This is a genomic window from Clostridioides sp. ES-S-0054-01 (assembly GCA_021561035.1).
Lineage (GTDB): Bacteria > Bacillota > Clostridia > Peptostreptococcales > Peptostreptococcaceae > Clostridioides.
The window spans coordinates 3,178,319-3,203,482 of record CP067346.1 but is presented as its reverse complement, the minus strand read 5'-3'; the positions used below and the strand labels follow the sequence as shown (position 1 = coordinate 3,203,482).

Annotated in this window: 18 protein-coding genes and 1 pseudogene; 17 read left to right on the top strand and 2 right to left on the bottom strand. The window is 29.9% G+C overall.

Annotation, left to right across the window (positions count from 1 at the left end; translation table 11 throughout):
• The first annotated feature begins 17 nt into the window (after positions 1 to 17).
• The 12 genes and pseudogenes from gatY (at position 18) to JJC02_14710 (ending at position 17,883) form a co-directional block, all read left to right on the top strand.
• A complete protein-coding gene (gene gatY / locus JJC02_14765) occupies positions 18 to 887 on the top strand; it encodes a tagatose-bisphosphate aldolase subunit GatY (GenBank protein UDN54142.1) in 870 nt (289 codons plus the stop codon).
• A gap of 317 nt (positions 888 to 1,204) precedes the next feature.
• Complete coding sequence (locus JJC02_14760; protein UDN54141.1) at positions 1,205 to 2,026, top strand: transketolase; 822 nt, start codon at positions 1,205 to 1,207, stop codon at positions 2,024 to 2,026.
• Positions 2,027 to 2,968, top strand: a complete 942-nt coding sequence (locus JJC02_14755; GenBank protein UDN54140.1) for a transketolase family protein — start codon at positions 2,027 to 2,029, stop codon at positions 2,966 to 2,968. It begins immediately after the preceding gene.
• 12 nt (positions 2,969 to 2,980) lie between these two features.
• Positions 2,981 to 4,480 carry a glycerol kinase GlpK gene (gene glpK / locus JJC02_14750; protein ID UDN54139.1) on the top strand — a complete coding sequence of 500 codons (1,500 nt, stop codon included), beginning with the start codon at positions 2,981 to 2,983 and terminating at the stop codon, positions 4,478 to 4,480.
• 25 nt (positions 4,481 to 4,505) lie between these two features.
• The gene (locus JJC02_14745) at positions 4,506 to 5,930 is read left to right on the top strand and encodes an L-fucose/L-arabinose isomerase family protein (GenBank protein ID UDN54138.1); all 1,425 of its coding nucleotides are present in this window, start codon (positions 4,506 to 4,508) and stop codon (positions 5,928 to 5,930) included.
• Between the two features lie 151 nt (positions 5,931 to 6,081).
• Positions 6,082 to 7,107 (top strand): substrate-binding domain-containing protein, encoded by a 1,026-nt coding sequence (locus JJC02_14740; protein ID UDN54137.1) that lies wholly within the window; start codon positions 6,082 to 6,084, stop codon positions 7,105 to 7,107.
• 48 nt (positions 7,108 to 7,155) lie between these two features.
• The gene (locus tag JJC02_14735) at positions 7,156 to 8,433 is read left to right on the top strand and encodes a DUF4038 domain-containing protein (protein ID UDN54136.1); all 1,278 of its coding nucleotides are present in this window, start codon (positions 7,156 to 7,158) and stop codon (positions 8,431 to 8,433) included.
• A 474-nt stretch (positions 8,434 to 8,907) separates the two neighbouring features.
• Positions 8,908 to 10,764 carry a PTS glucose transporter subunit IIA gene (locus JJC02_14730; GenBank protein UDN54135.1) on the top strand — a complete coding sequence of 619 codons (1,857 nt, stop codon included), beginning with the start codon at positions 8,908 to 8,910 and terminating at the stop codon, positions 10,762 to 10,764.
• 204 nt (positions 10,765 to 10,968) lie between these two features.
• Positions 10,969 to 12,378, top strand: coding sequence for a glycoside hydrolase family 1 protein (locus JJC02_14725; protein ID UDN54134.1), 1,410 nt, complete (start codon positions 10,969 to 10,971; stop codon positions 12,376 to 12,378).
• A 220-nt stretch (positions 12,379 to 12,598) separates the two neighbouring features.
• Positions 12,599 to 14,953, top strand: coding sequence for an alpha-xylosidase (gene yicI / locus JJC02_14720; protein ID UDN54133.1), 2,355 nt, complete (start codon positions 12,599 to 12,601; stop codon positions 14,951 to 14,953).
• 79 nt (positions 14,954 to 15,032) lie between these two features.
• Positions 15,033 to 16,397 (top strand): MFS transporter, encoded by a 1,365-nt coding sequence (locus JJC02_14715; GenBank protein ID UDN54132.1) that lies wholly within the window; start codon positions 15,033 to 15,035, stop codon positions 16,395 to 16,397.
• A gap of 83 nt (positions 16,398 to 16,480) precedes the next feature.
• Positions 16,481 to 17,883 (top strand): annotated as a pseudogene (locus JJC02_14710) (IS3 family transposase).
• Between the two features lie 138 nt (positions 17,884 to 18,021).
• Here JJC02_14710 and JJC02_14705 read toward each other — a convergent pair.
• Positions 18,022 to 18,891, bottom strand: a complete 870-nt coding sequence (locus JJC02_14705) for a helix-turn-helix transcriptional regulator (protein UDN54131.1) — start codon at positions 18,889 to 18,891, stop codon at positions 18,022 to 18,024.
• A 312-nt stretch (positions 18,892 to 19,203) separates the two neighbouring features.
• Here JJC02_14705 and JJC02_14700 point away from each other — a divergent pair, with 312 nt between their 5' ends.
• The 5 genes from JJC02_14700 to JJC02_14680 are packed head-to-tail and all read left to right on the top strand — an operon-like array spanning position 19,204 to position 23,790.
• Positions 19,204 to 21,282, top strand: coding sequence for a glycoside hydrolase family 31 protein (locus JJC02_14700; protein ID UDN54130.1), 2,079 nt, complete (start codon positions 19,204 to 19,206; stop codon positions 21,280 to 21,282).
• Entirely contained in the window at positions 21,282 to 22,061 is a 780-nt protein-coding gene (locus JJC02_14695; GenBank protein ID UDN54129.1) for a PTS sugar transporter subunit IIC, read from the top strand. The genes JJC02_14700 and JJC02_14695 overlap by 1 nt, the downstream gene beginning before the upstream one ends.
• Complete coding sequence (locus JJC02_14690) at positions 22,054 to 22,863, top strand: PTS system mannose/fructose/sorbose family transporter subunit IID (protein UDN54128.1); 810 nt, start codon at positions 22,054 to 22,056, stop codon at positions 22,861 to 22,863. The genes JJC02_14695 and JJC02_14690 overlap by 8 nt, the downstream gene beginning before the upstream one ends.
• A 19-nt stretch (positions 22,864 to 22,882) precedes the next feature.
• A complete protein-coding gene (locus JJC02_14685) occupies positions 22,883 to 23,365 on the top strand; it encodes a PTS sugar transporter subunit IIB (GenBank protein UDN54127.1) in 483 nt (160 codons plus the stop codon).
• Between the two features lie 38 nt (positions 23,366 to 23,403).
• Positions 23,404 to 23,790: a PTS sugar transporter subunit IIA gene (locus JJC02_14680; protein ID UDN56432.1), complete on the top strand. Its 387-nt coding sequence runs from the start codon at positions 23,404 to 23,406 to the stop codon at positions 23,788 to 23,790.
• 163 nt (positions 23,791 to 23,953) lie between these two features.
• Here JJC02_14680 and JJC02_14675 read toward each other — a convergent pair whose 3' ends face one another.
• Complete coding sequence (locus tag JJC02_14675; GenBank protein UDN54126.1) at positions 23,954 to 25,108, bottom strand: ROK family transcriptional regulator; 1,155 nt, start codon at positions 25,106 to 25,108, stop codon at positions 23,954 to 23,956.
• Positions 25,109 to 25,164: the final 56 nt, after the last annotated feature.

Sequence of the window (25,164 nt, the reverse complement as noted above, 5' to 3'; positions counted from 1 at the left end):
ATATAGGAGGATGAATTATGGCATTAGTGACAACTAAACAAATATTATTAGATGCACAAGAAGGGCATTATGCAGTAGGAGCATTTAATGTTGAAAATATGGAGATGGTTATGGCAGTAATAGAGGCTGCTGAAGAACTTAAATCACCTGTAATACTACAAACAACACCTTCAACAATAAAGTATGCAGGATTAGATTATTATTTAGCAAATGTAAAGGTAGCATCAGAGAAGGCAAGTGTTCCTGTAGCAATGCACTTAGACCATGGTTCAAGTTTTGGACTAGCTATGCAGGCACTTAGAGTCGGGTATACTTCTATTATGATTGATGGTTCTCATGAAAGTTACGAAGATAATATTTCAATATCTAAATCTGTTGTAGACGCATGTATGCCTTCAGATATACCTGTTGAAGCTGAATTAGGTAAAGTTGGAGGAAAGGAAGATGACTTAGATGGTGGAGATGGTGGAGCATACACAGACCCATTAGAAGCAAAAGAATTTGTAGAGAGAACCGGAGTATCATCTTTAGCAGTAGCAATAGGTACAGCACATGGGCTATATAAGGGAGAGCCAAAGCTTGATTTAGATAGATTATCTGAAATTAGAGAGGCTGTATCAGTTCCATTAGTATTACATGGTGGGTCTGGGATACCAGACGAGATGATTAAGGAATCTATAAAAAGAGGGATTTGTAAGGTTAATTATGCAACAGAGTTAAGGATTGCTTATAGTAATGGGGTTAAGGATGTGATTAATTCTGACCCAGAAGTAATTGACCCTAAGAAATATGGTAAAAAAGGTTTAGATTCAGTTAAAGAGTTTGTTAAGAGTAGAATGGAAGTTTGTGGATGTGTAGGAAAAGCAATAGGGAAAGTGGAGTGTTGATAATAAAGGGAAATAATTAAGTAAGATTAGATTAAGGGGGTGTCTCAGAATGAATTTTTTAGTTCATTTTGAGACACTCATTTTTTTGTTTATATATTATAGGTTTTTTTTATAACCTTGGATATCCGATGTAATTTTAATTTCCATTGTTTAACTTCTGCTGACTAAATATTTAGTAATATAAACAAATATAAAACTAAATAAAAATATGAATAATAATAAATATTTACTAATTTAAAAATAAGTGATAATATAAAAATATAACTAAATATTTACTAAAAATAAAAAAGAAAATGAAAATTTATATGGAGGGGATTATGGATAAACAGATTAAAAGGTTAGAAGAAAAATCAAATCAAATAAGAAAAGAAATATTAGATGTTGTATATAATGCAAAAGCAGGTCATATAGGAGGTGCAATGTCTAGTACTGATATCTTGACAACTCTTTATTACCATGTAATGAATATAAGCCCTGAAAACGCAAAAGACTCAAATAGAGATAGATTTATATTAAGTAAAGGGCATATAGCAGAAGCTTTATACTGTGTGTTGGCAGATAAAGGATTTTTTAGTAAGGATAAGTTAAAAACCTACAGCCAATTTAATTCAACACTTATAGGTCATCCAAACAATAAAAATGCAGGCGTAGAGGTCAATACAGGTTCTTTAGGTCATGGTCTTTCATTAGCTGTAGGTATGGCTATAGCAGGAAAGCGTGATATAAAAAGCTATAGAGTTTTTACTCTTATGGGAGATGGTGAATTAGCTGAAGGGTCTGTATGGGAAGGAGCTATGGCAGCTAGTCATTATAAGTTAGATAATTTAATAGCGGTTATAGATAGAAATAAATTGCAAATATCAGGAGCTACGGAAGAAGTTATGACACTTGAAAATCTTCAAGATAAGTGGGAGAGCTTTGGCTGGGAAGTAGTTCAGGTAGATGGAAATGATATAACAGAATTGGTAGAGGTTTTCGATAATATGCCACTGAAAAAAGATAAGCCAACAATTATAATAGCTAATACTATAAAGGGTAAGGGAATATCTTTTATGGAAAATAACGTAAAGTGGCATCATGGAGTACCAACTGAAGAGCAATACATAAAGGCAATTAAAGAGTTAAAGGGGGAGAAATAGATGAACAATATAGCAAATCGTAAAGTAATCTGTGATACTTTAGTTGAGATGGCAAAATATGATAAGGATATAATGGTTTTAACTAGTGACTCTAGAGGTTCTGCTTCAATGACAGAATTTGCTGAGTTATATCCAGAACAGTTTGTTGAAGTTGGTATAGCAGAGCAAAATCTAGTTAGTATTGCATCAGGATTAGCATCTTGTGGAAAGAGGGCTTATGTAGCTTCTCCAGCATGTTTTTTATCAATGAGAAGTATAGAGCAAATAAAAGTAGATGTAGCTTACTCTAAAAATAATGTTAAACTTATAGGAATAAGTGGGGGTGTAAGTTATGGAGCTTTAGGAATGACTCATCATTCTCTTCAAGATATAGCAGTGACTAGAGCGATACCAGATATACAAGTACTGCTTCCAGCTGACCGATATGAGACTAAGAAAATGATACAAGAATTGTATAAAAGTGATATTCCTGCTTATATAAGAATAGGAAGAAATCCTGTTGAAGATGTATATGAGAATGAAGAATTTGATTTTAAAATAGGTAAAGCTAACGAATTACATAGTGGAAATGACATAACAGTGATAGCAACTGGCGAGACAGTAAGAATTGCTCTAGATGCATCTATAGAACTTGAAAAACATGGTATTGGATGTAGAGTAATAAATATGCATACAATTAAGCCTCTGGATAAAGAAGCTATAATAAAATCTGCTAAAGAGACGAAGGGAATTATAACAATAGAAGAACACAGTATATATGGTGGGTTGGGAGCCGCAGTATCAGAGGCTGTAGTTCAAAACTTCCCAATTAAAATGAAAATGTTAGGGATAGCAGATGAATCTCCTATAACAGGTAACAGTAAAGAAGTATTTAACTATTATGGACTTAATAGTGAAAATATAGTTAAAATAGCTAAAGAAATGCTATCTAATGAAAGTTAATGAGGAAAAAGCATGGATAAAAAGTATATATTAACTATAGACCAAAGTACATCAGGAACAAAAGTGTTACTGATAGACAATAAAGGAAGAATAATAAATAAATTATCCAAGAAACATACTCAATACTATCTTAATGATAGCTGGGTAGAGCATGACCCTATTGAAATATATAATAATGTAATTTATTTATTAAAGGAAATAATCATAGCTAATGAAGTGTGTACAAAAGACATAGCTGGTATTTCCATAACAAATCAAAGAGAAACTGTAGTAGTTTGGGATAAAAATACAGGGAGACCTGTATACAACGCAATAGTATGGCAATGTAGAAGAACTAGTGATATATGTCAAAACTTGAGTGCATATAAAAATGAAATACAAGAAAAGACTGGTTTAAAATTAGACCCTTACTTTTCAGCTACTAAGGTCAAATGGATATTAGATAATGTGACTGGAGCTAGAATTAAAGCTGAGTGTGGAGATTTATTGCTTGGTAACATTGATTCATGGTTAGTCTGGAAGCTTACTAATAGGAAAAGTCATGCTACAGACTATACTAATGCTAGTAGAACATTATTACTTAATATAAGAGATTTGAAATGGGATGATAGACTATTGAATATATTTGATATACCAAAGAGTATGTTACCAAAAATATATCCATCAGATGAAATATTTGGAGAAACTAATATTGAAGGATATCTTTCAGATAATATTAAGGTTAGTGGAGTAATTGGAGATTCTCAAGGTGCTTTGTTTGGTCAAAGATGTTTTGAAATAGGCATGGCAAAATCTACATTTGGTACTGGCAATTCTATAATGATAAATGTAGGTGAAAATTTTATACCCTCTCAAAATGGAATTGTATCGACTGTTGGATATATTACTAAAAATATAATTAATTATGCAGTTGAAGGAATTGTAAATTCTAGTGGAGATACAATAAACTGGATAAAAAATGAACTAGGTTTATTTTCGGATTTTGAAGAGTTTAATAAAGCTGTCGAAGAAGTTAAAAATAATGAAGGAGTATATTTTGTACCAGCATTTATAGGAATAGGTGTACCCTTTTGGAAACCAAATGCTAGGGCATCTATAGTAGGTATATCTAGAAATACTACTAAAAAACATATAATGAGAGCTGCCATGGAGTCAATTGCATATCAAGTTAAAGATGCTATTGATATATTAGAATCGGAAAGCAATATAACAGTTAAAAATTTAAGTGTTGATGGTGGAGTTACAGTAAACGATATGTATAATCAATTTTTAGCAGATTTACTTGATTGTAAGATTGATAAAAATAAAAATCAAGAGTTATCAGCTTTAGGTTCTGCATATTTAGGAGGTATAGGGTTAGGTATTTGGAATGGTATAGAAGAAATTAAAAAATTACCTAAAGATATAAAAAACTATACTTCTAATATAAGTGAAGAAAATAGAGAAAAACTATATAGAAAATGGACGAATGCAATGAAAAGCGTATTATATATGACAGAGTTGAACAGTTAAAATGTTAATTGATAGGAGAGATAATATGATAGAGTATAAAATAAAGCTAGGAGTTGCACCAACTCGCAGAAATATATTTAGTAAAGAGGAAGCTATAAAGTATAAACAATTAATAAGCAAGAAATTAAAATCCATGCACATAGATTTTGTTGATATAAATGATATAAATGAAGAGGGGTTATTATTTAAAGAGTCAGATGCAGAAAAGATTGTTGATAAGTTTAAACAGGAGAAAGTAGATGCATTATTTTTTCCACATTGTAACTTTGGTACTGAGGATTTGGTGGCAAAAGTTGCTCATAAATTACATCTACCAGTTCTTTTATGGGGTCCTAGAGATGAAGCTCCACTGGAAGATGGAACAAGACTTAGAGATAGTCAATGTGGTCTATTTGCTACAGGTAAGATACTTAGAAGATTTAAAGTTAAGTTTACATACATACCAAATGCATCTCTGGAAGATGAAGCTTTTGAAAGAGGAGTAAATAACTTTATTGCTGCAGTTAATGTAGTAAAAGAACTTAAAAATTTAAGAATACTTCAAATATCAACTAGACCGTTATCTTTTTGGACTATGATGTGTAATGAAGGTGAACTACTTGAGAAGTTTGGAGTTCAAATAAATCCAATTTCTTTATCAGAGTTTGTTAGTTGTGTAAAAGATATAGAATCTAAAAATGATGAAAAATTAAAAGAAACAATTCAGTTCCTAAGAAATAATTTAGAAATAAATGCTGAAAATGAAAGTGTAGTTAGGGTGGCAGCACTTAAGTTGGCATTTAACCTTTTAACTAAAAAGTACGGATGTAAAGCAGTAGCCATTCAATGCTGGAATGCCTTACAAGAGGAGCTTAAGATAATGCCTTGTATAGCAAATGCTATTCTTACTGATGAGGGAATACCAGTAGTTTGTGAAACTGATATACATGGAGCGATAACTTCCGTTATAGCTCAATCTGCTGCAATGAGGAAAACACCACCGTTTTTTGCTGATTGGACAGTAGCACATCCAACCAATAAAAATGGAGAATTGCTTCAACATTGCGGATGCTATCCTATATCTTTAACTAAAGAGGGCGAAAAAGCAAAACTTGGAACTCCTTTTGCCCTTGAAAGTGGATGCGTAGGTTCATCATTTGCAGAGATAAAAGGAGGGAATATATCTTTATTAAGATTTGATGGAGATAATGGAGAGTATTCTTTGCTGTTAGGACATGCAAAAGGAATAGAAGGACCTTATATACAGGGAACATATCTTTGGGTTGAAGTAGAAAACTTAACAAGGTTAGAAGATAAGCTTGTAACTGGTCCATATGTGCATCACTGTGTTGGAATACATCATGATGTATTACCTGCTATTTATGAAGCTTGTAAGTATTTACCTGATTTAAATCTAGATTTTTATGATGATGTAGAAGAGGATGTAAAGTCATGGATAAGAGGAGAATAAGATGTTATTTATTAAAAATTGAAAAGCATCACTAAAATAAAAATATTTACTAAATATTTAGTTTTAGTGTTTATTTTATTTAATTATTGCCTTATACTATAATTTATGGAGTGTGAATTTAATCATTTAATATAGAAAAGGTAGTGATAAAATGAATAGTAAAACTATAATGCAAGATATAGCTAAATTAGCAGGTGTATCACCAGGGACTGTTTCAAATGCATTGAACAATAGAAAGGGTGTAGGAAAAGAAACCAAAGAAAGAATAATTAGAATAGCAGAGGAAAAAGGTTATTTTAGAAATCAGAAGAAAAATGAAGATAATGCAATTAGACTAATAGTATTTAAAAAACATGGTTATGTTGTTTCTGATACTCCTTTTTTCTCTGCACTTATAGAAGGTTGTGAAAGAGAGTGCCGTAATAATGGTTATGAACTCTTGATTTCTCATGTTAGAGATGATGTTAATTCAAAAGAGAATATCGATACAATAATAAGACAAAAGAATGTAGATGGTATTTTATTGTTGGCAACAGAAATGAATGAAGAGGATTTAAGATTTTTTGAAAATTTAAGCATATCTATACCTATAGTTATAGTAGATAGTTATCATGAAACTAAAAGTTCAGACTATGTTTGTATAAACAATGTCAGTGGTGCGTATTCTGCTGTAAAGTATTTTGTTGAAAAGGGACATAAAAAAATAGGTTACTTAGGAAGTTCTAGAAGTATAAAGAACTTTGAATACAGAGCAACTGGATTTGATAAGGCTCTAAATGATTTGAATATAGGACAAAATCAAGAATATAAGTTTTTATTAGAACCTACTATAGATGGGGCTTATAATGACATGAAAAAGATAATAGATGAAAAAGTAGAGCTACCAACTGCATTATTTGCATTCAATGACATAATTGCTTTGGGAGCAATGAAAGCAATGAATGAAAAAGGAATAAAAATTCCCGAAGATGTATCCATAATAGGATTTGATGATATAACTTTTAGTGCACTTGCCAACCCTGCACTAACAACTATTAAGGTACAGACAGTAGAACTGGGTAAAATAGCTGTAAATAGACTTATAGACAAGATTAATAATCAAATTAATTTGAAGTTAAAGATAGAGGTAGAAACAGAATTGATAGAAAGAAATAGTGTTAAAGATATTAATAAGTAATAGTTTTAATTTTGTTTAAGACTATTGTTAAGGAAGAGGGGTGTAATAGTGAGTAAATTACAAGTAGCATCTGACAATAGAACTTTTACTTTGGATAAAGAGTATTTTTTTTATTTAGCAGATACATGCTGGAGTGCATTTACAAATATAGATTTTAATGAGTGGAGATTTTACCTTGAGAAGAGGAAACAGCAAGGTTTTAATACTCTTCAAATAAACATACTTCCTCAATGGGATAGAAGTACTAAGCAAAATGAGTTATTACCATTTGATATAAATGATGATGGAGCTTTCGACTATTCAACTTTGAATAAACTATATTTTGAAAATGCTAGAGAGATGTGTTTATTAGCTAAAGAATATGGATTTCAATTAGCTTTAGTTGTATTGTGGTCAAATTATGTACCAGGGACATGGGCAAGCGCTATTATGGATAAAAATATAATACCTATATCGTTTTTGCCAACTTATTTTGATGTAGTGAATAAAACTTTTAATGATATGAACCCGATTTATTTAATTAGTGGGGATACTGATTTTGAAAAAGAAGAAAGTATAGAATATTACAATAAAGCATTAGAATTTTTTAATAAAGTATCTCCAAACACCTTAAAAACTCTCCATATCAGAGGGAGGCTAGAGGAAATACCAGAGGTATTAGTAAGTAAAATTGATTTTTATATGTATCAGTCAGGACATAATAGTTCATTTACCAATATGCCTTACTATTTAGCAGAAGTATTTTACAGTAAATATCCATGTAAACCAATCTTAAATTCAGAACCATGTTATGAGCAGATGGGTTATAGTAGAAAGGTGTATGGCAGATTTAATGACTATGATATAAGAAAGGCAGGATGGCAAAGTGTACTATCTGGAGGTTGTGCTGGACTAGCGTATGGAGCTCATGGAATATGGAGTTGGCATACTAGTGATGCAACATTCTTTATGGAAATAGGAGAAGCTTTTGACAGCCCTTTATTGTGGCAAAATGCGCTTCAATTACCAGGAGCTTTTGATTATGGTATGTTAAAGTACCTGCTTGAACAAAACAATTTAAAAAATATTATCCCTAAAAATAATCTTGTTGTTAATGATACAAGTGAAATAAGATATGCAACCAATGAGGATAAATCATCTGTTGTATTATACATACCAATAAATACTAATGTTAAAATAAGTGAAAATTTATCAGAGTATAAATTTTATTTATTTGATTTAGAAACAAAAAATATTCTTAGTCCTTTAATTGAATTTAAAGAAGATAGTACTTTATTTAAAATGCACTTATGTAATAAAGACGTAGTAATTATAGGAAAAAAATAAATATTGTAATAAATTTTGAGAATCCTAAGCACATAAAATATGGCTTAGGATTTTCTTGTTTGATAAAAAAATAAAAGAAAATTAAATAAATATTTAGTTTGAAAATAATAAATATTTACAAAAATAATCAGGTATGCTACTATAAAAATATAAAGAATATTTGGAATTAGAAAGGAGTGAAAACATTAATGTTCTAACAAGTGATGTTGACTTCTTAAAGCATGATTTGATTAGATTTAATATCCATTGATAGTTTGAAAATTATGAAAAAAGTTTATATAAGTAAATATTTAGTACTAGTTAATCTACTTGAACTAAATAAAGTAAAAATATAAGCTGAATAAGATGTTTATAATTATCTTGAAATCGTTTTCAAAAAGATTAGTAAGTAATTCAAAACATGTAAAAGAGAAGTTGATATAATAAGTTATTTGAGATAGAAATTGATTTTATATTGAATGTGGGAGGTTTATTATGTCTACAAAATATTGTGACCTATCTAAAGAGATAATTGAAGGAGTTGGTGGATTAGAAAACATATCATATGTTACTCACTGTGCAACTAGATTGAGATTTAAGTTAAAAGATATAGGAAAGACAAATACAGAAAAGCTAAAGAAAAATAATGGAGTAATAGCAGTAGTAGAAAGTGGTGGTCAGTATCAAGTAGTTATAGGAAATCAAGTTTCTGAAGTTTACAACCAACTGGTAAAAGGAACTATGTTTGAAACACAGGTTGATAATGTAGATGATAAAGAGAAAACAAAAGAAAAGCTTATTGATAGATTCATATCTGCTATATCTGCAATTTTTTCTCCTTTAATGATGGCTCTTTCAGGTGCTGGTATGTTAAAAGCTTTATTAATATTAGGCACTACAGTAGGGATTTTACAAGAGAATAGTGGCACATATATGATTTTGTATGCAGCAGCAGATGCAATTTTTAATTTTTTACCTATAGCTTTAGCATTTACATCAGCTAAATATTTTAAGGCAAATCAGTTTTTAGCATTTATCATTGGAGCATCATTAGTATATCCTAATATAGTTGGTTTATATAATGAAGGTCAAAGTATAAGTTTTTTAGGATTGCCAGTTATTCTAGTAAATTATACCTCTAGTGTCATACCAGCGATTATTAGTGTATGGGCACTTGCTAAGGTAGAAGCATTTTTAAATAAAATAATACCAAGTATATTAAAAGGTTTTTTAGTTCCCTTACTATGTATATCAATTATTGTTCCATTAACATATTTAACTATTGGACCAGTTACAAGCTATGCAGGAGTGTATTTAGCTGATGGATATAAGTGGATTATGAGTATAAATCCTATAATTGCAGGAGGTTTAGTATCTGTAATATGGCCAACAGTAATAATATTTGGATTGCATTGGGGATTTGTACCTATAGTATTAAATAATATAGCTACATATGGTAGAGATACTTTATTTGTAATAACTGGACCTAATAACTTTAGTCAAGCTGGAGCTTGTTTGGGAGTATTTTTAAAAACAAAAGATAAGGATTTAAAAGCTATAGCAGGACCTGCAGCAGTTTCGGCAGTATTAACGGGAATAACTGAGCCTGCAATATATGGAGTCAATTTAAAATTTAAAAAGCCTTTTATTATTGCAAGTATATTTTCTGGAGTAGCAGGTGCTATAACAGCAGCAGCAGGTACAGGTGTAGGAGCATTTATTGGGACAAGTTTAATTACATTACCTGCATATATAGGTGTTGGTTTTGTTGGTTTCTTAATAGCATGTGCTATTGCTTATGTAGGGTCAGCTGTTACAACTTTTATATGGGGATTTAATGATAGTATGATTTCAGCAGAAGTTGATGATAAGAATATTTCAAATTCAACATCCAAAAATGTAGTATTAAAGAGTTCATTACAAGGGGAAATTATATCTTTGGAAGATGTACCTGATAAAGTTTTTTCAGAAGGAACTATGGGAAGAGGGATTGCAATAAGACCATACAAAGGTGAACTATATGCACCTGCAGATGGAGAAGTAAAACTTGTTTTTCCTACAAAACATGCTGTAGGGTTTGAAACTATTGAAGGTGTAGAGATATTAATGCATATAGGAATTGATACAGTTGAACTGGAAGGAAAGTATTATGAGACACATGTTAAAGCTGGCGATAAAGTTAAAGCTGGAGATTTGTTAGTTACATTTGATATTGATAAAATTAGTGAAGCTGGTTACTCAACAATAACACCAATTATTGTAACTAATTCATCAGAGTTCCAAGATGTAATAGTAAACACTAATAATAAAGAGTTAACGGTAGAATCTAACTTATTAACTGTAATAAACTAAATATAGTTACCAAGGAGATTCACTTTTATAAGCATAAATACTTACATATCTATATGTTTAAGAAATGAATGTTAATCCATTTAAATCTGAAGATAATAATCTTCAGATTGGTATAGATAGTAAAAAAGTAAATTGTATAGATATATTTCTCAAAGATTACACTGTAAGCAACATTTAATATTAAATAAAGGGAGATGGTAGTAAATGAGTAGATTTCCAGATGGATTTTTATGGGGTGGAGCAGTAGCTGCGAATCAATGTGAAGGTGCATATAACGTTAATGAAAAGGGGTTAAGCATACAAGATGTAACTCCAAACGGAATTATGACACCTAGAACTGAAAAGCCAACAGAAGATAACATGAAGTTAGTTGGTATTGATTTTTATAACAGATATAAAGAAGATATTAAGTTATTTGCAGAAATGGGATTTAAAGTATTTAGAACATCAATAGCATGGTCTAGAATTTTTCCTAATGGTGACGAATTAGAACCAAATGAAAAAGGTCTTAAATTTTATGATGACTTATTTGATGAGTGTATAAAATATAATATAGAACCATTAGTTACTCTATCTCACTATGAAACACCGTTATATTTAGCAGAAAAGTATGATGGATGGATAAGTCGTGATTTAATAGATTTTTACTGTAGATATGTAACTACAGTTTTTGAAAGGTACAAAGATAAAGTAAAGTATTGGCTTACATTTAATGAAATAAATTCGATAGTACATGAACCGTTTTTAAGTGGAGGAATCAATACTCCTAAAGATAAATTAACAAAAAGTCAAATATATCAAGCTATACATCATGAGTTAGTAGCAAGTGCAAAAGCAGTAAAGATAGGTCATGAAATAAATCCTAATTTTAAGATAGGATGTATGGTGTTATCTATGCCAGTTTATCCATTAACTCCAAACCCTGATGATGTAATTTGTGCAATGGAAAAGGAACACGAAAATTTATTCTTTGCAGATGTTCATGTTAGAGGTAAATACCCAAGTTACTCAAAACGCTACTTTAGAAAAAATAACATACATATAGATATAATGGATGAAGATATTGAGATATTAAAAAATACAGTAGATTTTATATCTTTTAGTTACTATATGAGTATTTGTGAAAGTTCAGATAAGACTATTAAAGGTAGTAAAGGAAATATCATGGGAGGAGTGAAAAATCCGACATTAAAAGAAAGTGAATGGGGGTGGCAGATAGACCCGCAAGGTCTTAGATATGTACTTAATCAATTCTATGATAGATACCAAAAGCCATTGTTTATAGTAGAAAATGGATTGGGAGCAATTGATGAATTAATAGTAGGAGAGGATGGAGAACCTACAGTTAATGATGACTATAGAATAGACTATCTAAGAGAGCATTTAAAACAAGTAGCTGAAGCTATTGATGATGGTGTTGAACTGATGGGATATACTACATGGGGATGTATAGATTTAGTAAGTGCATCAACAGCAGAGCTTAAAAAACGTTATGGATTTATTTATGTAGACCGCAATGATGATGGAAGTGGTACTTTAAATAGATATAAAAAGAAGAGTTTTAATTGGTATAAGAAGGTTATAGAAACAAATGGAGAATATTTATTTGAATAGATATACAAAATGTAGTGAAATTGAATATGTAGAGTAAAAAAGGAGCTGTTGCATTAACAATTATAAATTGTTATGTGATAGCTTTTTTTATAAATATAGGAAAAAAGCTAAAAAAGACCTATAAAGTAGCGTAGAAAATACCTAATATATCGTTAAAAAATAATATAAACTATACTTAAGTTGAAGCAAAACTAATATTAGTCGGAGGAGGAATATTAAATTGAAATTTAGCAATGGAATGTGGTTGAACAAAGAGAATTATAAGGTTTTACATCCTGTTGAGCTTTATGATATGTATATAGAAGATGTAAAATTAACAGCATATTGTCCGTTTGTAAAAGTAAATACAAGAGGAAACACTTTAGATGGAGGAATGTTAACAACAGAAATATCTTCTCCTATGGAAAATATAATTAAAGTCAGAATTACTCATCATGCAGGAGAAAATGAGCAATCTTATTTCAAATTAAATGAAAAAACACCAGATATTAAAATAAAAGAAAATGATTATAACTATGAATTTATATCGGGTAGCTTAAAAGCACAAATAGGAAAAGGTGAAAACTGGGGAATTAAATTCTATAATAATGATAAGTTATTAACTGAAACAAGCAAAACAGGTACTGCCTATATTACAACAGACAAAAAAGAAATTTATATGAGAGAACAATTAGCACTAGGAGTCGGGGAGTTAGTATATGGTTTGGGAGAACGTTTCACCCCTTTTGTAAAAAATGGTCAAGCAGTAGATGTTTGGAACCAAGATGGTGGAACTGCAAGTGAACAGTCATATAAAAATATACCGTTTTACTTAACAAATAAGGGATATGGAGTTTTTGTTAATCATTCTGAAAATATATCTTTTGAAGTAGGTTCAGAGTCAGTTAGTAAAGTTCAATTTAGTGTAGAAGGTGAATCACTTGAATATTACATAATAGGTGGAAATGACCTAAAAGAAGTTATAAACAACTATACAAATTTAACTGGAAAGCCAACACTTCCACCAGCGTGGTCATTTGGTCTTTGGCTAACAACTTCTTTCTGTACAAATTACGATGAAGAAACAGTAATGAGTTTTATAGATGGAATGTTAGAAAGAGATATACCACTTGAAACTTTCCACTTTGATTGTTTCTGGATGAAGGAATTTGAATGGTGTAACCTTGAATGGGATAATAGAGTATTTCCAGACCCAGAAGGAATGTTAAAAAGAATTCATGATAAAGGTATAAAAATTTGTGTTTGGATAAATCCGTACATAGGTCAAAAATCATCTCTATATAAAGAAGGTGCTGAAAAAGGATACTTTGTCAAAACTGGAAATAATAAAATATGGCAATGGGATAGATGGCAAGCAGGTATGGCTTTAGTAGATTTTACTAACCCAGAGGCTTGTAAGTGGTATAAGTCACACCTTGAAAGATTGATTGACATGGGAGTAGATAGTTTTAAAACTGACTTTGGTGAAAGAATACCTATTCAAGATGAATTCTATGGAATAGATGCACTAAAATACGGTATAAAATACTACGATGGGTCAGACCCTAAGAAAATGCATAATTACTATACTCATTTATACAATAAGCTAGTATTTGAACTTTTAATAGAAAAACTAGGAAATGAACAAGCATGTGTGTTTGCGAGGTCAGCAACAGTTGGAGGACAAAGCTTCCCAGTACATTGGGGAGGAGACTGTTTATCCAATTATCCTTCTATGGCAGAATCATTAAGAGGTGGATTATCTTTAAGTCTTTGTGGATTTGGATATTGGAGTCATGATATAGGAGGATTTGAAGAAGGGTGTACAGCTGATATTTATAAAAGATGGACTCAATTTGGTCTTTTATCATCGCATAGTAGATACCATGGAAATGTTGAGTACAAAGTACCATGGGTATATGATGAGGAAGCTGTTGAAGTAACTCGTAAATTTGCTAAATTAAAAATGAAACTTATGCCTTATTTATTCAAGTATGCTGTTGAAGCAAAAAATACTGGCATACCTATGATAAGACCTATGGTACTTGAGTATAGTGATGATGAAACTTGTATAAACCTAGATCGTCAGTATATGTTTGGTGAAAGTTTATTAGTAGCTCCTATATTTAGTAATACCGGAGATGTAAGCTATTATTTACCAGAGGGTAGATGGACAAATTTATTAAGTAATAAAGTACTTGAAGGTAGAAGATGGTACAAGGAAAATCATGATTATATGTCACTACCTTTAATGGTTAAAGATAATACTATAATTCCTATAGGATATAATGATAAAAAACCAGATTATGATTACTTAAATGATTTAGAGATTAACATATTTGAATTAAATGAAAATAATAGAATAGAAACGATACTATATAACTCACTTGGAAAAGAAGTAGGAAAAGTATCTGCAATAAAAATAAGAAATAAAATAAGTGTTCAAACAAAAGGAATAAGTGGAAATTATAAAATAGTTCTTAGAAATATTAATGCAACATCTGAAAATGCTAAATGCAAGTACAATTCAGAAATAGGAACAGTGGCACAAGCTAAAGATAGTGAAGTCATATTTACAGTAATGAGTAATTTTTAAGCATTTAGAATTAGGCAGTACTATTATAAAATGAGCTGGTATAAATTTATACCAGCTCTAGGATAAGGGGGTTAATTACATGGAAAATAATATGAAGCAACCTATTATAGCAAGTGACAAGCTTTCAGGGAGAGAAAAGGTCGGTTATGCTACAGGAGATTTAGCATGCAACTTAATATTTAGCACAGTTGGAGCATTTTTAATGTATTTTTATACAGATGTATATGGATTAGCTCCAATGGCAGTATCTATGATTTTTTTAGTAGCGAGGATTTGGGATGGTTTGAATGACCCTATAATGGGTGTTATTGTAGATAGAACAAAATCAAAGCATGGTAAATTTAGACCATATCTTTTATACGGTGCATTGCCGTTTACATTACTAGCTATTTTATGTTTTACAGTGCCAGATATATCTCCTACTGGTAAATTTATATATGCATTTGTTACTTATATAGGATTAGGGATGGTATATACGTTAGTAAATGTACCTTATGGAGCATTAACATCAGCAATGACACAAGACTCTACAGAACGTGCAAACCTTTCCGTAGTAAGAATGTTCTTTGCATCAGTAGGAACTCTTATAGTAACTTATGGTGTTCCTAAGTTAAGTATAATATTAGGGGGAGGAAATTTAGCCAAGGGTTATCAACATGCAATGATAATATACGGTGTAGCAGGTGGATTATTACTATTATTCTGTTTCTTCACTACTAAAGAAAGATATAGTGTAGTAAATGAAGATAGTGAAAAAGCTGGGTTTAAGGATATAATAGTTTTACTTAAAAATAACAAGCCATTAGTTATATTATCATTAATATTCATATTGATGTTTGGTATTATGTCTATAGTAGATGCTGTGGGTATATATTTCTTCCAGTATGTATTAGGTAGAGAAGACTTACTTCCAACATATATGATACTAGGAAAGGGTGCTGTGTTAGTTGGGTATGCTGTTACTCCACTTTTATTAAAGAAATTTGATAAGAAAGAAATAATATTTTGGTTTACTGTAGTTACCTTATCTCTTCCAATAGGAATGATGTTCTTAGGAAAAGAACATATAACTTTAATTATGATTCTTAGAGTAATTCATGGTATAGCTTATTCTAGTACTGGAATAATGTGGAGTTTAGTTCCAGATACTATTGAATATGGTGAATTAAAAACAGGAAAGAGAAGAGAAGGTATAACTTATTCTATAATAGGATTCTTCTTTAAGTTTGGTATGGCTTTAGGTGGATTAGTTCCAGGTGTGGTGCTATCTATGACAGGATATGTTGCAAATACTTCTCAAACTTCACAAGCTTTGTACGGTATTCGCTCTATAAATGGTGTTATACCAGTAGTACTTACAATAGCTATGTTAGTACTTATAAGGATGTATCCATTAACTGAAAAAAAATGTAGAGAGGTAATAAGTGAATTAAGAAGTAGATAATATATATAGGGAGTGTCTCAAAGTGAACTTTGTACTGCACCCCAATTGTTGGACTAAAAATCTAATGATTGGGGTGTTTCTATATGGCTAAATACGATTTTAATTTCAAATTAAAAGTAGTTAAGTCCTATTTAAATAGAGAAGGAGGATATGCTTCAATAGCAAAACAATATGGAGTTGCTAGCCATTCTCAAGTTGAAAGATGGGTTAATACGTATAATACATTAGGAGAGGATGGACTAAAAAGAAAAAATAAAAATACTTTTTATACTATACAGTTCAAGCTAGATGTTATAAACTATATGATAACAACTAAATCTAGTGCACAAGAAGTCGCTAACCATTTTGGAATGAACAATAGTACACTTATAGCAATATGGAAACAAAAACTTTTACATGGTGGTGTCGATGCCTTGTCTAAAACGAAAGGAAGACCATCAATGAATAAAAACAAAAACACTAAAGAAAAAAATAAATTAACAAGAGAACAAGAATTAGAATATGAAAATAAACTTTTAAAAGCGGAGCTTGCATTTCTAAAAAAGTTGCGTGCTTCAGGGATGAATGTTCCCGAAAGGTTAAAAAACAATACGAAGCAAAAGTAATTTATGATCTTCGTAAGGACTTTAAACTCTCCATTCTTCTTGAAGCTACTAAATTTCCTAAATCAACATATATGTATTGCCAGAAGAGATTTGATATTGAAAATCCAGATAAAGATATTGAAGAAAAAATCATGTCTATTTTTAAAGAACACAATGGCAGATATGGCTATCGCCGAATTACAGCTACATTAAAAAATAGTGGTATCCTTATTAATCAAAAGAAAGTTAGACGTATTATGAGAAAATTAGAACTTAAATGCATAGCATTTTCTCGTAAATTACGTAAATATAATTCCTATAAAGGTACAATTGGTAAGGTAAAAAATAATAAAATAAATAGAAGATTTAAAACATCAATTCCACATCAGAAAATAACAACTGATACATCAGAATTTAAAATATATACTACTGATAAAAATGGAAATTTAATTATAAAAAAAGCATATCTCGATCCATTTTTAGATATGTTTAATGGAGAAGTTTTATCATTTAGTATCTCAGATAGACCTAATTTTAAATCAATAAGTGATGCTTTAAATGAAACCATCAATATTACAAAAGATTGTCCTTATAGAAGAACTTTTCACTCAGACCAAGGTTGGGCATATCAAATGAATAAGTATGGCAAAACACTTAAGAAAAATAAAATATTTCAAAGTATGTCTCGTAAGGGTACATGCCTTGATAATTCTCCTATGGAAAATTTCTTTGGAATAATGAAGCAAGAAATGTATTATAGAAAAACATATAAAAGTTTCAACGAATTAAAGACAGCTATAACAGAATATATTTACTATTATAATAACAAAAGAATTAAAGAAAAATTAAATTGGCGTAGCCCTGTTAAATATAGACTTGAATATGAATCTAAAGTTACATAAAGTAAAAAAACAGGAATGAAAATTCCATTCCTGTATAAAGTCCAACTTTTGGGTCTCAGTACACTTTTTAGTTCATGAGGCACTCTTTTTTATATTAAATCAAGTATATTTTAATCATTTCGACAATGAAAAATAGACTTATTTATATCTTGAGACAACTTCTTTTTTAGTTTTATTTATTTGTTGTCGTTTTTGACTTGGTGTACAATTATATATTTTCTTAAATAACTTCATAAATTGTTTATAATTATAAAAGCCATTGTTTTGAATAATATCTAATATATTATTATCTGTATTTATAAGGTCACTGTACATCTTTTCAAGTCTGATATTGTTTACATAAGAGGTAAACGTTATTCCCATATGTGTTTTAAAAAATCTAGATAAATATTGAGGTGTTAAGTTTACAACTTCACTTGCTGTAGATAGAGAAATTTGCTCTTTGTAATTTTCTTTTACATAATCAGTTATAATTTTTAATCTATCAAAATATTTATCTGTATTTTTGTAAGATATTGAATCTATAGAAATTGAATAATTCCCATATAAAATATATAAAAATTTATATAATAAAATCTTTGAGTTTAATATATATAGTTGAGGTTCTTTGCTATATACCTTATATAATTCATTTAAAGTATTTTTTAATTTATTTACAGTAGCATCATCAACATTAGTAAGCAATTCTTTATAATTAATACGTAACTCATTTATATTAGGTATATTTTCTTCTAAAAATTTATAAGGAATTTGAAGAACTATAGATTCATTACTATCAGAACAAATAGCTGAATGAATTTGCTTTGGATTTAATATTACTAAATCATTTGCTTTTAAATTTAATCTTTCATTATCTATAAAAAGATTAAAGCTTCCATTAAGTATAAGAATGACTTCAAGACTATAATGCCAGTGTTTAACTGTAAAACTTCCGTTATCAATAGATAGATAGAGCTTCACGCCTATATCATCGTGGATATTTACCGATTCATGTTTAAGTGTATTCATAATAGACTCCTAAAAAAGCAATTTTTTGATTTTCAATGAACATCTAATGTATATAAATATTATCACAGATATTAAAAAGTTTAAATAAAAAATATTAAAAATTACTTTCTATCACTTAATTAGAAAATTATACCAAATTTCGGAAAACGATTGACAAATAAATTCAAATAAAGTATATTATTCGTAAGTTAGTTTAATGTACAAATGAATTATATATATAATATAATTTATAAGATAGTGATATTAAACGACATTATTTAACTTAAGATACATAAAAATAGAATATCATATCATTGATTTAGGAGGGTAGCTATGATAAAAATATCTGAAGATTATATTGAAAAAAGGTTTGACAATGAACTATTGCGAATAGAAGCATGGGGGAAAAACTCTTTACGTATCAGGTCATTTGTAGACCAAAATTTTGTTGATGAAAACTATGCTCTTAACGAAAAACCTAAGTTAAATAAAGACGATATTATGATTAATAAAAATGAAGATGGAAGCACAATCATTAAAAATGGAAAGATAAAAGCTATCTTAGACCATAGAGATAGAATTACTTTTTACAATGATAAAAATGAAGTATTATTGAAAGAATATATTCGATTAAGAGCTGTAAAACATGATGATGGTGGAGAAGATGTAGGGACAATTGAAATTACCAAAGACTTTAACTCTACTCTCAAATTAAAATCAAGAGAATATCGACCAAGTTATAGTGGAGAATTTGAAGTAACTACTAGATTTGAATCTGAGCCCTCTGAAAAGATTTTTGGAATGGGACAATATCAACATAAATTTTTAGATTTGAAGAATACTGTGCTGGAATTAGCCCAAAGAAATTCTCAAATATCAGTTCCTTTTTATATTTCTAGTTTAGGTTATGGATTTCTATGGAATAATCCAGGGATTGGAAAAGTATCTTTTGCCAAAAATATTACAGAATGGAAGATGTTTTCTACAAAATTTATAGATTATTGGATTACTTGTGGAGAAAGTCCAAAAGAATTAAACAAAAATTATTCTCAAGTTACAGGCACTGTTCCTATGATGCCTGAAAACCTTTTGGGGCTATGGCAAAGTAAATTAAGATATAGAACTTCAGAAGAAGTTTTAGATGTTGTGAAAGAATATTCTAAAAGAGGAATTAAACTTTCATCAATTGCAATTGATTATTTTCATTGGCCTAAGCAAGGTGAATATAAATTTGACCTAGATTATTGGGAAAATCCTAAAGAGTTAGTTAGGAAACTAAAAGAAGAGTATTCAGTAGAGCCAATGGTATCTGTATGGCCTACAGTTCAAAGTGATGCAGAAAACTACAATGATTATTTAGAAAATGGATATTTAGTTAATGTTAATCGTGGTGTCAGAATGACAATGCAAATTCAAGGAAATACAGTCTTTGTAGACATGACAAACAGAGACGCGAGGGAATATGTTTGGGATAGAATAGATAAAAATTATAAACAGCTTGGAATTGATTATTATTGGTTAGATGTAGCTGAACCAGGATATTCTGTTTATGATTTTGATAACTATAGATATAAAAAAGGAAATGTTTTAAGTTGTGGTAATATTTATCCTATTGATTATTTAAAAATGATTTATTATGGTTTACATGATGATAAAGAGTCTATTGTAACTCTTGTAAGAGGAGCTTGGGCAGGGGCTCAAAAGTATGGAGCCTTAGTATGGTCTGGTGACATTGATTCTAGTTTTGAAGCTTTTAATAATCAAGTTAATACAGGGCTAAATATGGGACTAGCAGGTATACCATGGTGGACTACTGACATTGGAGGTTTCCATGGAGGAAATCCTAAAGACCCAGAATTTAGAGAACTTATGGTGAGATGGTTCCAATATGCTACTTTTTCACCAATTTTGAGAATGCATGGAGATAGGTTGCCTCATAGCAAACCATTATCAAATAAAGGTGGAGGCTCAATGGTAACTGGAGCTCCTAATGAGATATGGTCTTATGGTGAAGAAGTTGAAATAATTCTTACAAAGTTCATAAAAATTAGAGAAAGTTTAAAAACTTACTTAAAAAAATTGATGAAAGAAGCACATGAAGATGGAACACCAGTTATGAGAACTTTATTTTATGAATTTCCTGAAGATGATAAAACTTGGGAGGTTGATAATACATATATGCTTGGAGATGAAATTTTGGTTGCTCCAATAATGAATTATAAAGATAGAAGTAGAGAAGTATATTTACCAAAAGGACATACATGGGAAAATATATTTAGTGGGGTTAGTTATGAAGGTGGGACAACTTATGAAATTGAATGCCCACTTGAAGAAATTCCTATTTTCTTAAAACAAGATTGTAATTATAACTTTGAAGGACTGAAAAATATTTTGAGTGAGGTGAAAGCATAATGGAGACACAATTATGGCAATTATTATTAATCGTACTATATGGATTTTTTATAAACTATGAAAAAAATTCAACAATGTTTGGAACATATCAACCAGTAACAGCAGGTTTTATTACTGGTCTTATCTTAGGAGATATAAACACAGGGTTATATATTGGAGGTACATTGCAACTATTATCATTGGGTATTAGTAACTTTGGTGGAGCATCAATACCTGATTATCAGACAGCCAGTATAGTAGCCACATTTATAACTATTACGACTAAGCAAGAAGCATCTGTAGGAATATCTATAGGTATTCCAGTTGCTTTATTGATGGTACAGTTAGATGTTCTTAGAAATACTATTGGTATATGGCTAGTTCATAAAGCAGAAGATGGAGCTAAAAAAGGAAATTATAAAAATATAACATATATGCAAATGTTAGGAGTATTATTAACAGCAGCTACGACAGGTATTCCAGTTGCTCTATCTGTAATATTTGGACCTTCTTTAATTAATACTATTTTAAAATATACACCTGAATGGTTAACAGGTGGTTTGACAGTAGCTGGAGGATTACTTCCAGCAGTAGGAATAGGATTATTACTTAGATACCTTCCTGCTAAGGAGTATTTTAGTTACTTAGTAATTGGCTTTGTTTTAGCAGTATACATGAAAGTACCATTATTAGGTGTAGCTTTAATTGGAGGAGCAATTGCACTTATAATTTACAAGAAGAATTTGGAAAATCAAGCACAACATTATACTGTAGTAGGAGGTATGGACGAAGATGAGTGATAAGGTATCATTAAATAAATCAAATGAAAAAGTTAAAAAAAGTGTTTTATGGCGTTGGTTTTTTACTAGTTCTGTTTCTTCAAACTATGAGAAGATGCAGGCTTTAGCATACTGTTATGCAGTACTACCATTTTTAAAAGTAGTATACAAAGATAATCCAGAAAAGTTGCAAAACGCTGTATTAAATCATCTACAGTTTTTTAATACTAATCCATGGGTTGCACCTTATATTTTGGGTATTAATGTAGCAATGGAGGAGTTATCAAGTGAAGGGACTGAAGAGGCTGTTGCTTCAATTAAAACAGGCTTGATGGGACCAGTAGCAGGTTTAGGAGATAGTTTATTTGTCGTTATTCCGTGGACAATTTTTGGAGCTATAGCAGCTAATATGGCAATAGACGGAAGTCCGTTTGGAATCTTACTGTGGATTATAGTGAGTGTAGCATTGAAATTATTAAGTATACCATTATTTAATGCTGGTTATACATCAGGTACTAAGCTAATATCTTCAATCGAAAAAAGTTTGAAGATTTTAACTGAAAGTACATCTATTTTAGGCTTAATGGTGGTAGGTGCATTAATACCTTCAGTAGTAAAAGCTAATGTCGCTTTGAACTTTCAACAAGGTGACTTTACAATGAAAGGTCAAGAAATATTAGACCAAATTATGCCTGGTTTAGTTCCTGCAATTTTAGTTGTAATTGTTTACTTGGCTCTTAAAAAGAACATAAAACCTATATACTTAATTTTAGGTGTGATGGTTGTTTCAATAATTTTATATGCGTTAGGTATTTTAAAATAAGGAAAGGGTGGTATTAGATATGGAAATGAAAGGTATTAAAAATATTCGTATAGATGACCGTTTAATCCATGGTCAAGTTGCAACTATGTGGAGTAATAAGTTAGGTGTAACAAGATTAATGGTAGTAAATGATGCAGTAGCTAACAATTCTGTTCAAAAACAAGTTTTAAGAATGGCTACACCTGCAGGAATAGCATCATCTATAATTACAGAAGAAACTGCTATAAAAAATATTACTGCTGGGAAGTATGAAGGACAAAATGTATTATTAATTGTCAAGTCTCCTGTTGACCTTATTCCATTTGTGGGGGCAGGATTAAAAATACATAATATAAATGTAGGAAATATGTCAAGTAGAAAAGACACAACAGTACTAAAACCTAATATCAGTGTTACTGAAGAAGAGAAAGAAGCATTTAAAAGACTTTTAGATGAAGGAATTGAAATTACAACTATAATGACACCAGATGATAAGAAAACTTATCTTGTAGATATTTTATAGATTTAGAGAGGTGTATTAAAGTGAATAGTATTATTTTGATGAGTCATGGCAACATGGCTAAAGAAGTCTTAAATTCCGCAAAAATGATAATAGGAAATTCTATAGATTATCCTACTGTAAATATGAAGCAAGATGATGGAATTGAAGGGACAATAGAAAAACTAAAAAAAGCTTTAGAAGTATATAAGGAAAGTTCAGAAATAATTATAATGGTGGATTTACTAGGTGGAACTCCTTGTAATGCTGCTTTATTAGTAGCCAATAATGATAGTAGAATTAAAATTATTTCAGGGTTAAATTTAGGTATGGTTATTGAATCAGCTTTTTTAGACACAAAAGAATTGGCAGTAAAATTAGAGAAGATAGGTAAAGAGAATATTTCTATAGTTGAACCAACTACAAGTTTATTATCTGATGATGAGTAGGAAGATTATATTGATATTTAAAATAAAATACTTATATTAATATTTAATTAATATACAACTTCTTAAAAAGATATAGCTAATCTTGTGTAAACTATATAATAGATTTAATTTTAGAATATATAATTTAAAGGGTTATGCATGTATATAGTCATAACCCTTACATTTAATTCATCAAAGTTAAATTTTGTATATTCAAAAAGCTCTTGATATTTACAGCAGAACCACCATATAGAGATGCCTCAGACCCTAATGATGAAATTTCTATATTTATGCCTTTGTTAAAAGAGCTAACTAACATATCTTTTGTAATTTGCAATATCTCAGGTATATCTCTTATTATTTGACTATTTAAATATATTATCTCAGGAGCATAAGTTGCAATAGCATTATTTATAGCTATTGATAAATAACTACAAAACTCATGGACAACTTTTTTAGTATTCTGGTTATCTTCATAGTATAATTGCCTTAGCACATTAGAGTCTATCTTAGGAATATTTTCTAAAGAAGAAAGTTTTTCAAATACTTTTTTCTCTGAACAATACTGTTCTAAACAGCCACGGTTTCCACAAGGACATAGTTTACCATTAGGCATGATAATAGTATGACCAATTTCTCCACTCATGCCATTTCTGCCATTATATAATTCATTATTTATTATAATTCCTGAACCAAATCCCCTATGAATACTCAGGCTAAGTAGTGAGTTATGTACAGTTGAGAAAGTACTCTCAGCTAAAGCTGTTAAGTTTGCTTCGTTTTCTATATGAATAGGGAAGTCGTACTTTTTACTAAGGATACTATGTAAGTCAATCTCATTAAGATTGTAATATGGAGTAAACAATATTTTATTTTTACAAGTAATCCCATGTATAGCTAAAGTAAGCCCTATTAACTTATAAGGAGTGTCTATTTTGGATATGTTATAGCTATTTATAATTTCATCTATTAATTGTATAACGTTATCTTTATTTACTTGTATATCTGTTAATTTCTTAGAATTTATGATAGTTCCATCTAAGTAAGATAGAGAAGAGAATATATAGTCATATCCAATATCCATACTTAAAGAAATCCCTGCACATTTATTAAATACTAATAATATGGGTTTTCTTCCGCCACTATGAGTACTATTTCCAATTCCTATTTCATGAACTAGAGATTCATCAATAAGTTTTTTGGTAATAGCAGATATAGTTGCTTTATTTAATCCTATAGTAGAGGCTATACTTGCTCTAGAAATAGGAGCATTTTTTATAATTTGTTCAAGTACCAATCTTTCATTCATTTCTCGAATAGTGTATTTATCAGTAACCAATTTGATATTCCTCCTTAAAATAATATTGTAATACTTTTTAGACAAAAATAAAAGGC

Coding starts and splice junctions, on each gene's coding strand:
- JJC02_14725 (UDN54134.1), top strand. CDS start 10,969: ATGAGTAGATTTCCAGATGGATTTTTATGGGGTGGAGCAGTAGCTGCG.
- JJC02_14730 (UDN54135.1), top strand. CDS start 8,908: ATGTCTACAAAATATTGTGACCTATCTAAAGAGATAATTGAAGGAGTT.
- JJC02_14680 (UDN56432.1), top strand. CDS start 23,404: ATGAGTCATGGCAACATGGCTAAAGAAGTCTTAAATTCCGCAAAAATG.
- glpK (UDN54139.1), top strand. CDS start 2,981: ATGGATAAAAAGTATATATTAACTATAGACCAAAGTACATCAGGAACA.
- JJC02_14695 (UDN54129.1), top strand. CDS start 21,282: ATGGAGACACAATTATGGCAATTATTATTAATCGTACTATATGGATTT.
- JJC02_14690 (UDN54128.1), top strand. CDS start 22,054: ATGAGTGATAAGGTATCATTAAATAAATCAAATGAAAAAGTTAAAAAA.
- JJC02_14700 (UDN54130.1), top strand. CDS start 19,204: ATGATAAAAATATCTGAAGATTATATTGAAAAAAGGTTTGACAATGAA.
- JJC02_14705 (UDN54131.1), bottom strand. CDS start 18,891: ATGAATACACTTAAACATGAATCGGTAAATATCCACGATGATATAGGC.
- JJC02_14685 (UDN54127.1), top strand. CDS start 22,883: ATGGAAATGAAAGGTATTAAAAATATTCGTATAGATGACCGTTTAATC.
- JJC02_14760 (UDN54141.1), top strand. CDS start 1,205: ATGGATAAACAGATTAAAAGGTTAGAAGAAAAATCAAATCAAATAAGA.
- JJC02_14715 (UDN54132.1), top strand. CDS start 15,033: ATGGAAAATAATATGAAGCAACCTATTATAGCAAGTGACAAGCTTTCA.
- gatY (UDN54142.1), top strand. CDS start 18: ATGGCATTAGTGACAACTAAACAAATATTATTAGATGCACAAGAAGGG.
- JJC02_14740 (UDN54137.1), top strand. CDS start 6,082: ATGAATAGTAAAACTATAATGCAAGATATAGCTAAATTAGCAGGTGTA.
- JJC02_14745 (UDN54138.1), top strand. CDS start 4,506: ATGATAGAGTATAAAATAAAGCTAGGAGTTGCACCAACTCGCAGAAAT.
- JJC02_14755 (UDN54140.1), top strand. CDS start 2,027: ATGAACAATATAGCAAATCGTAAAGTAATCTGTGATACTTTAGTTGAG.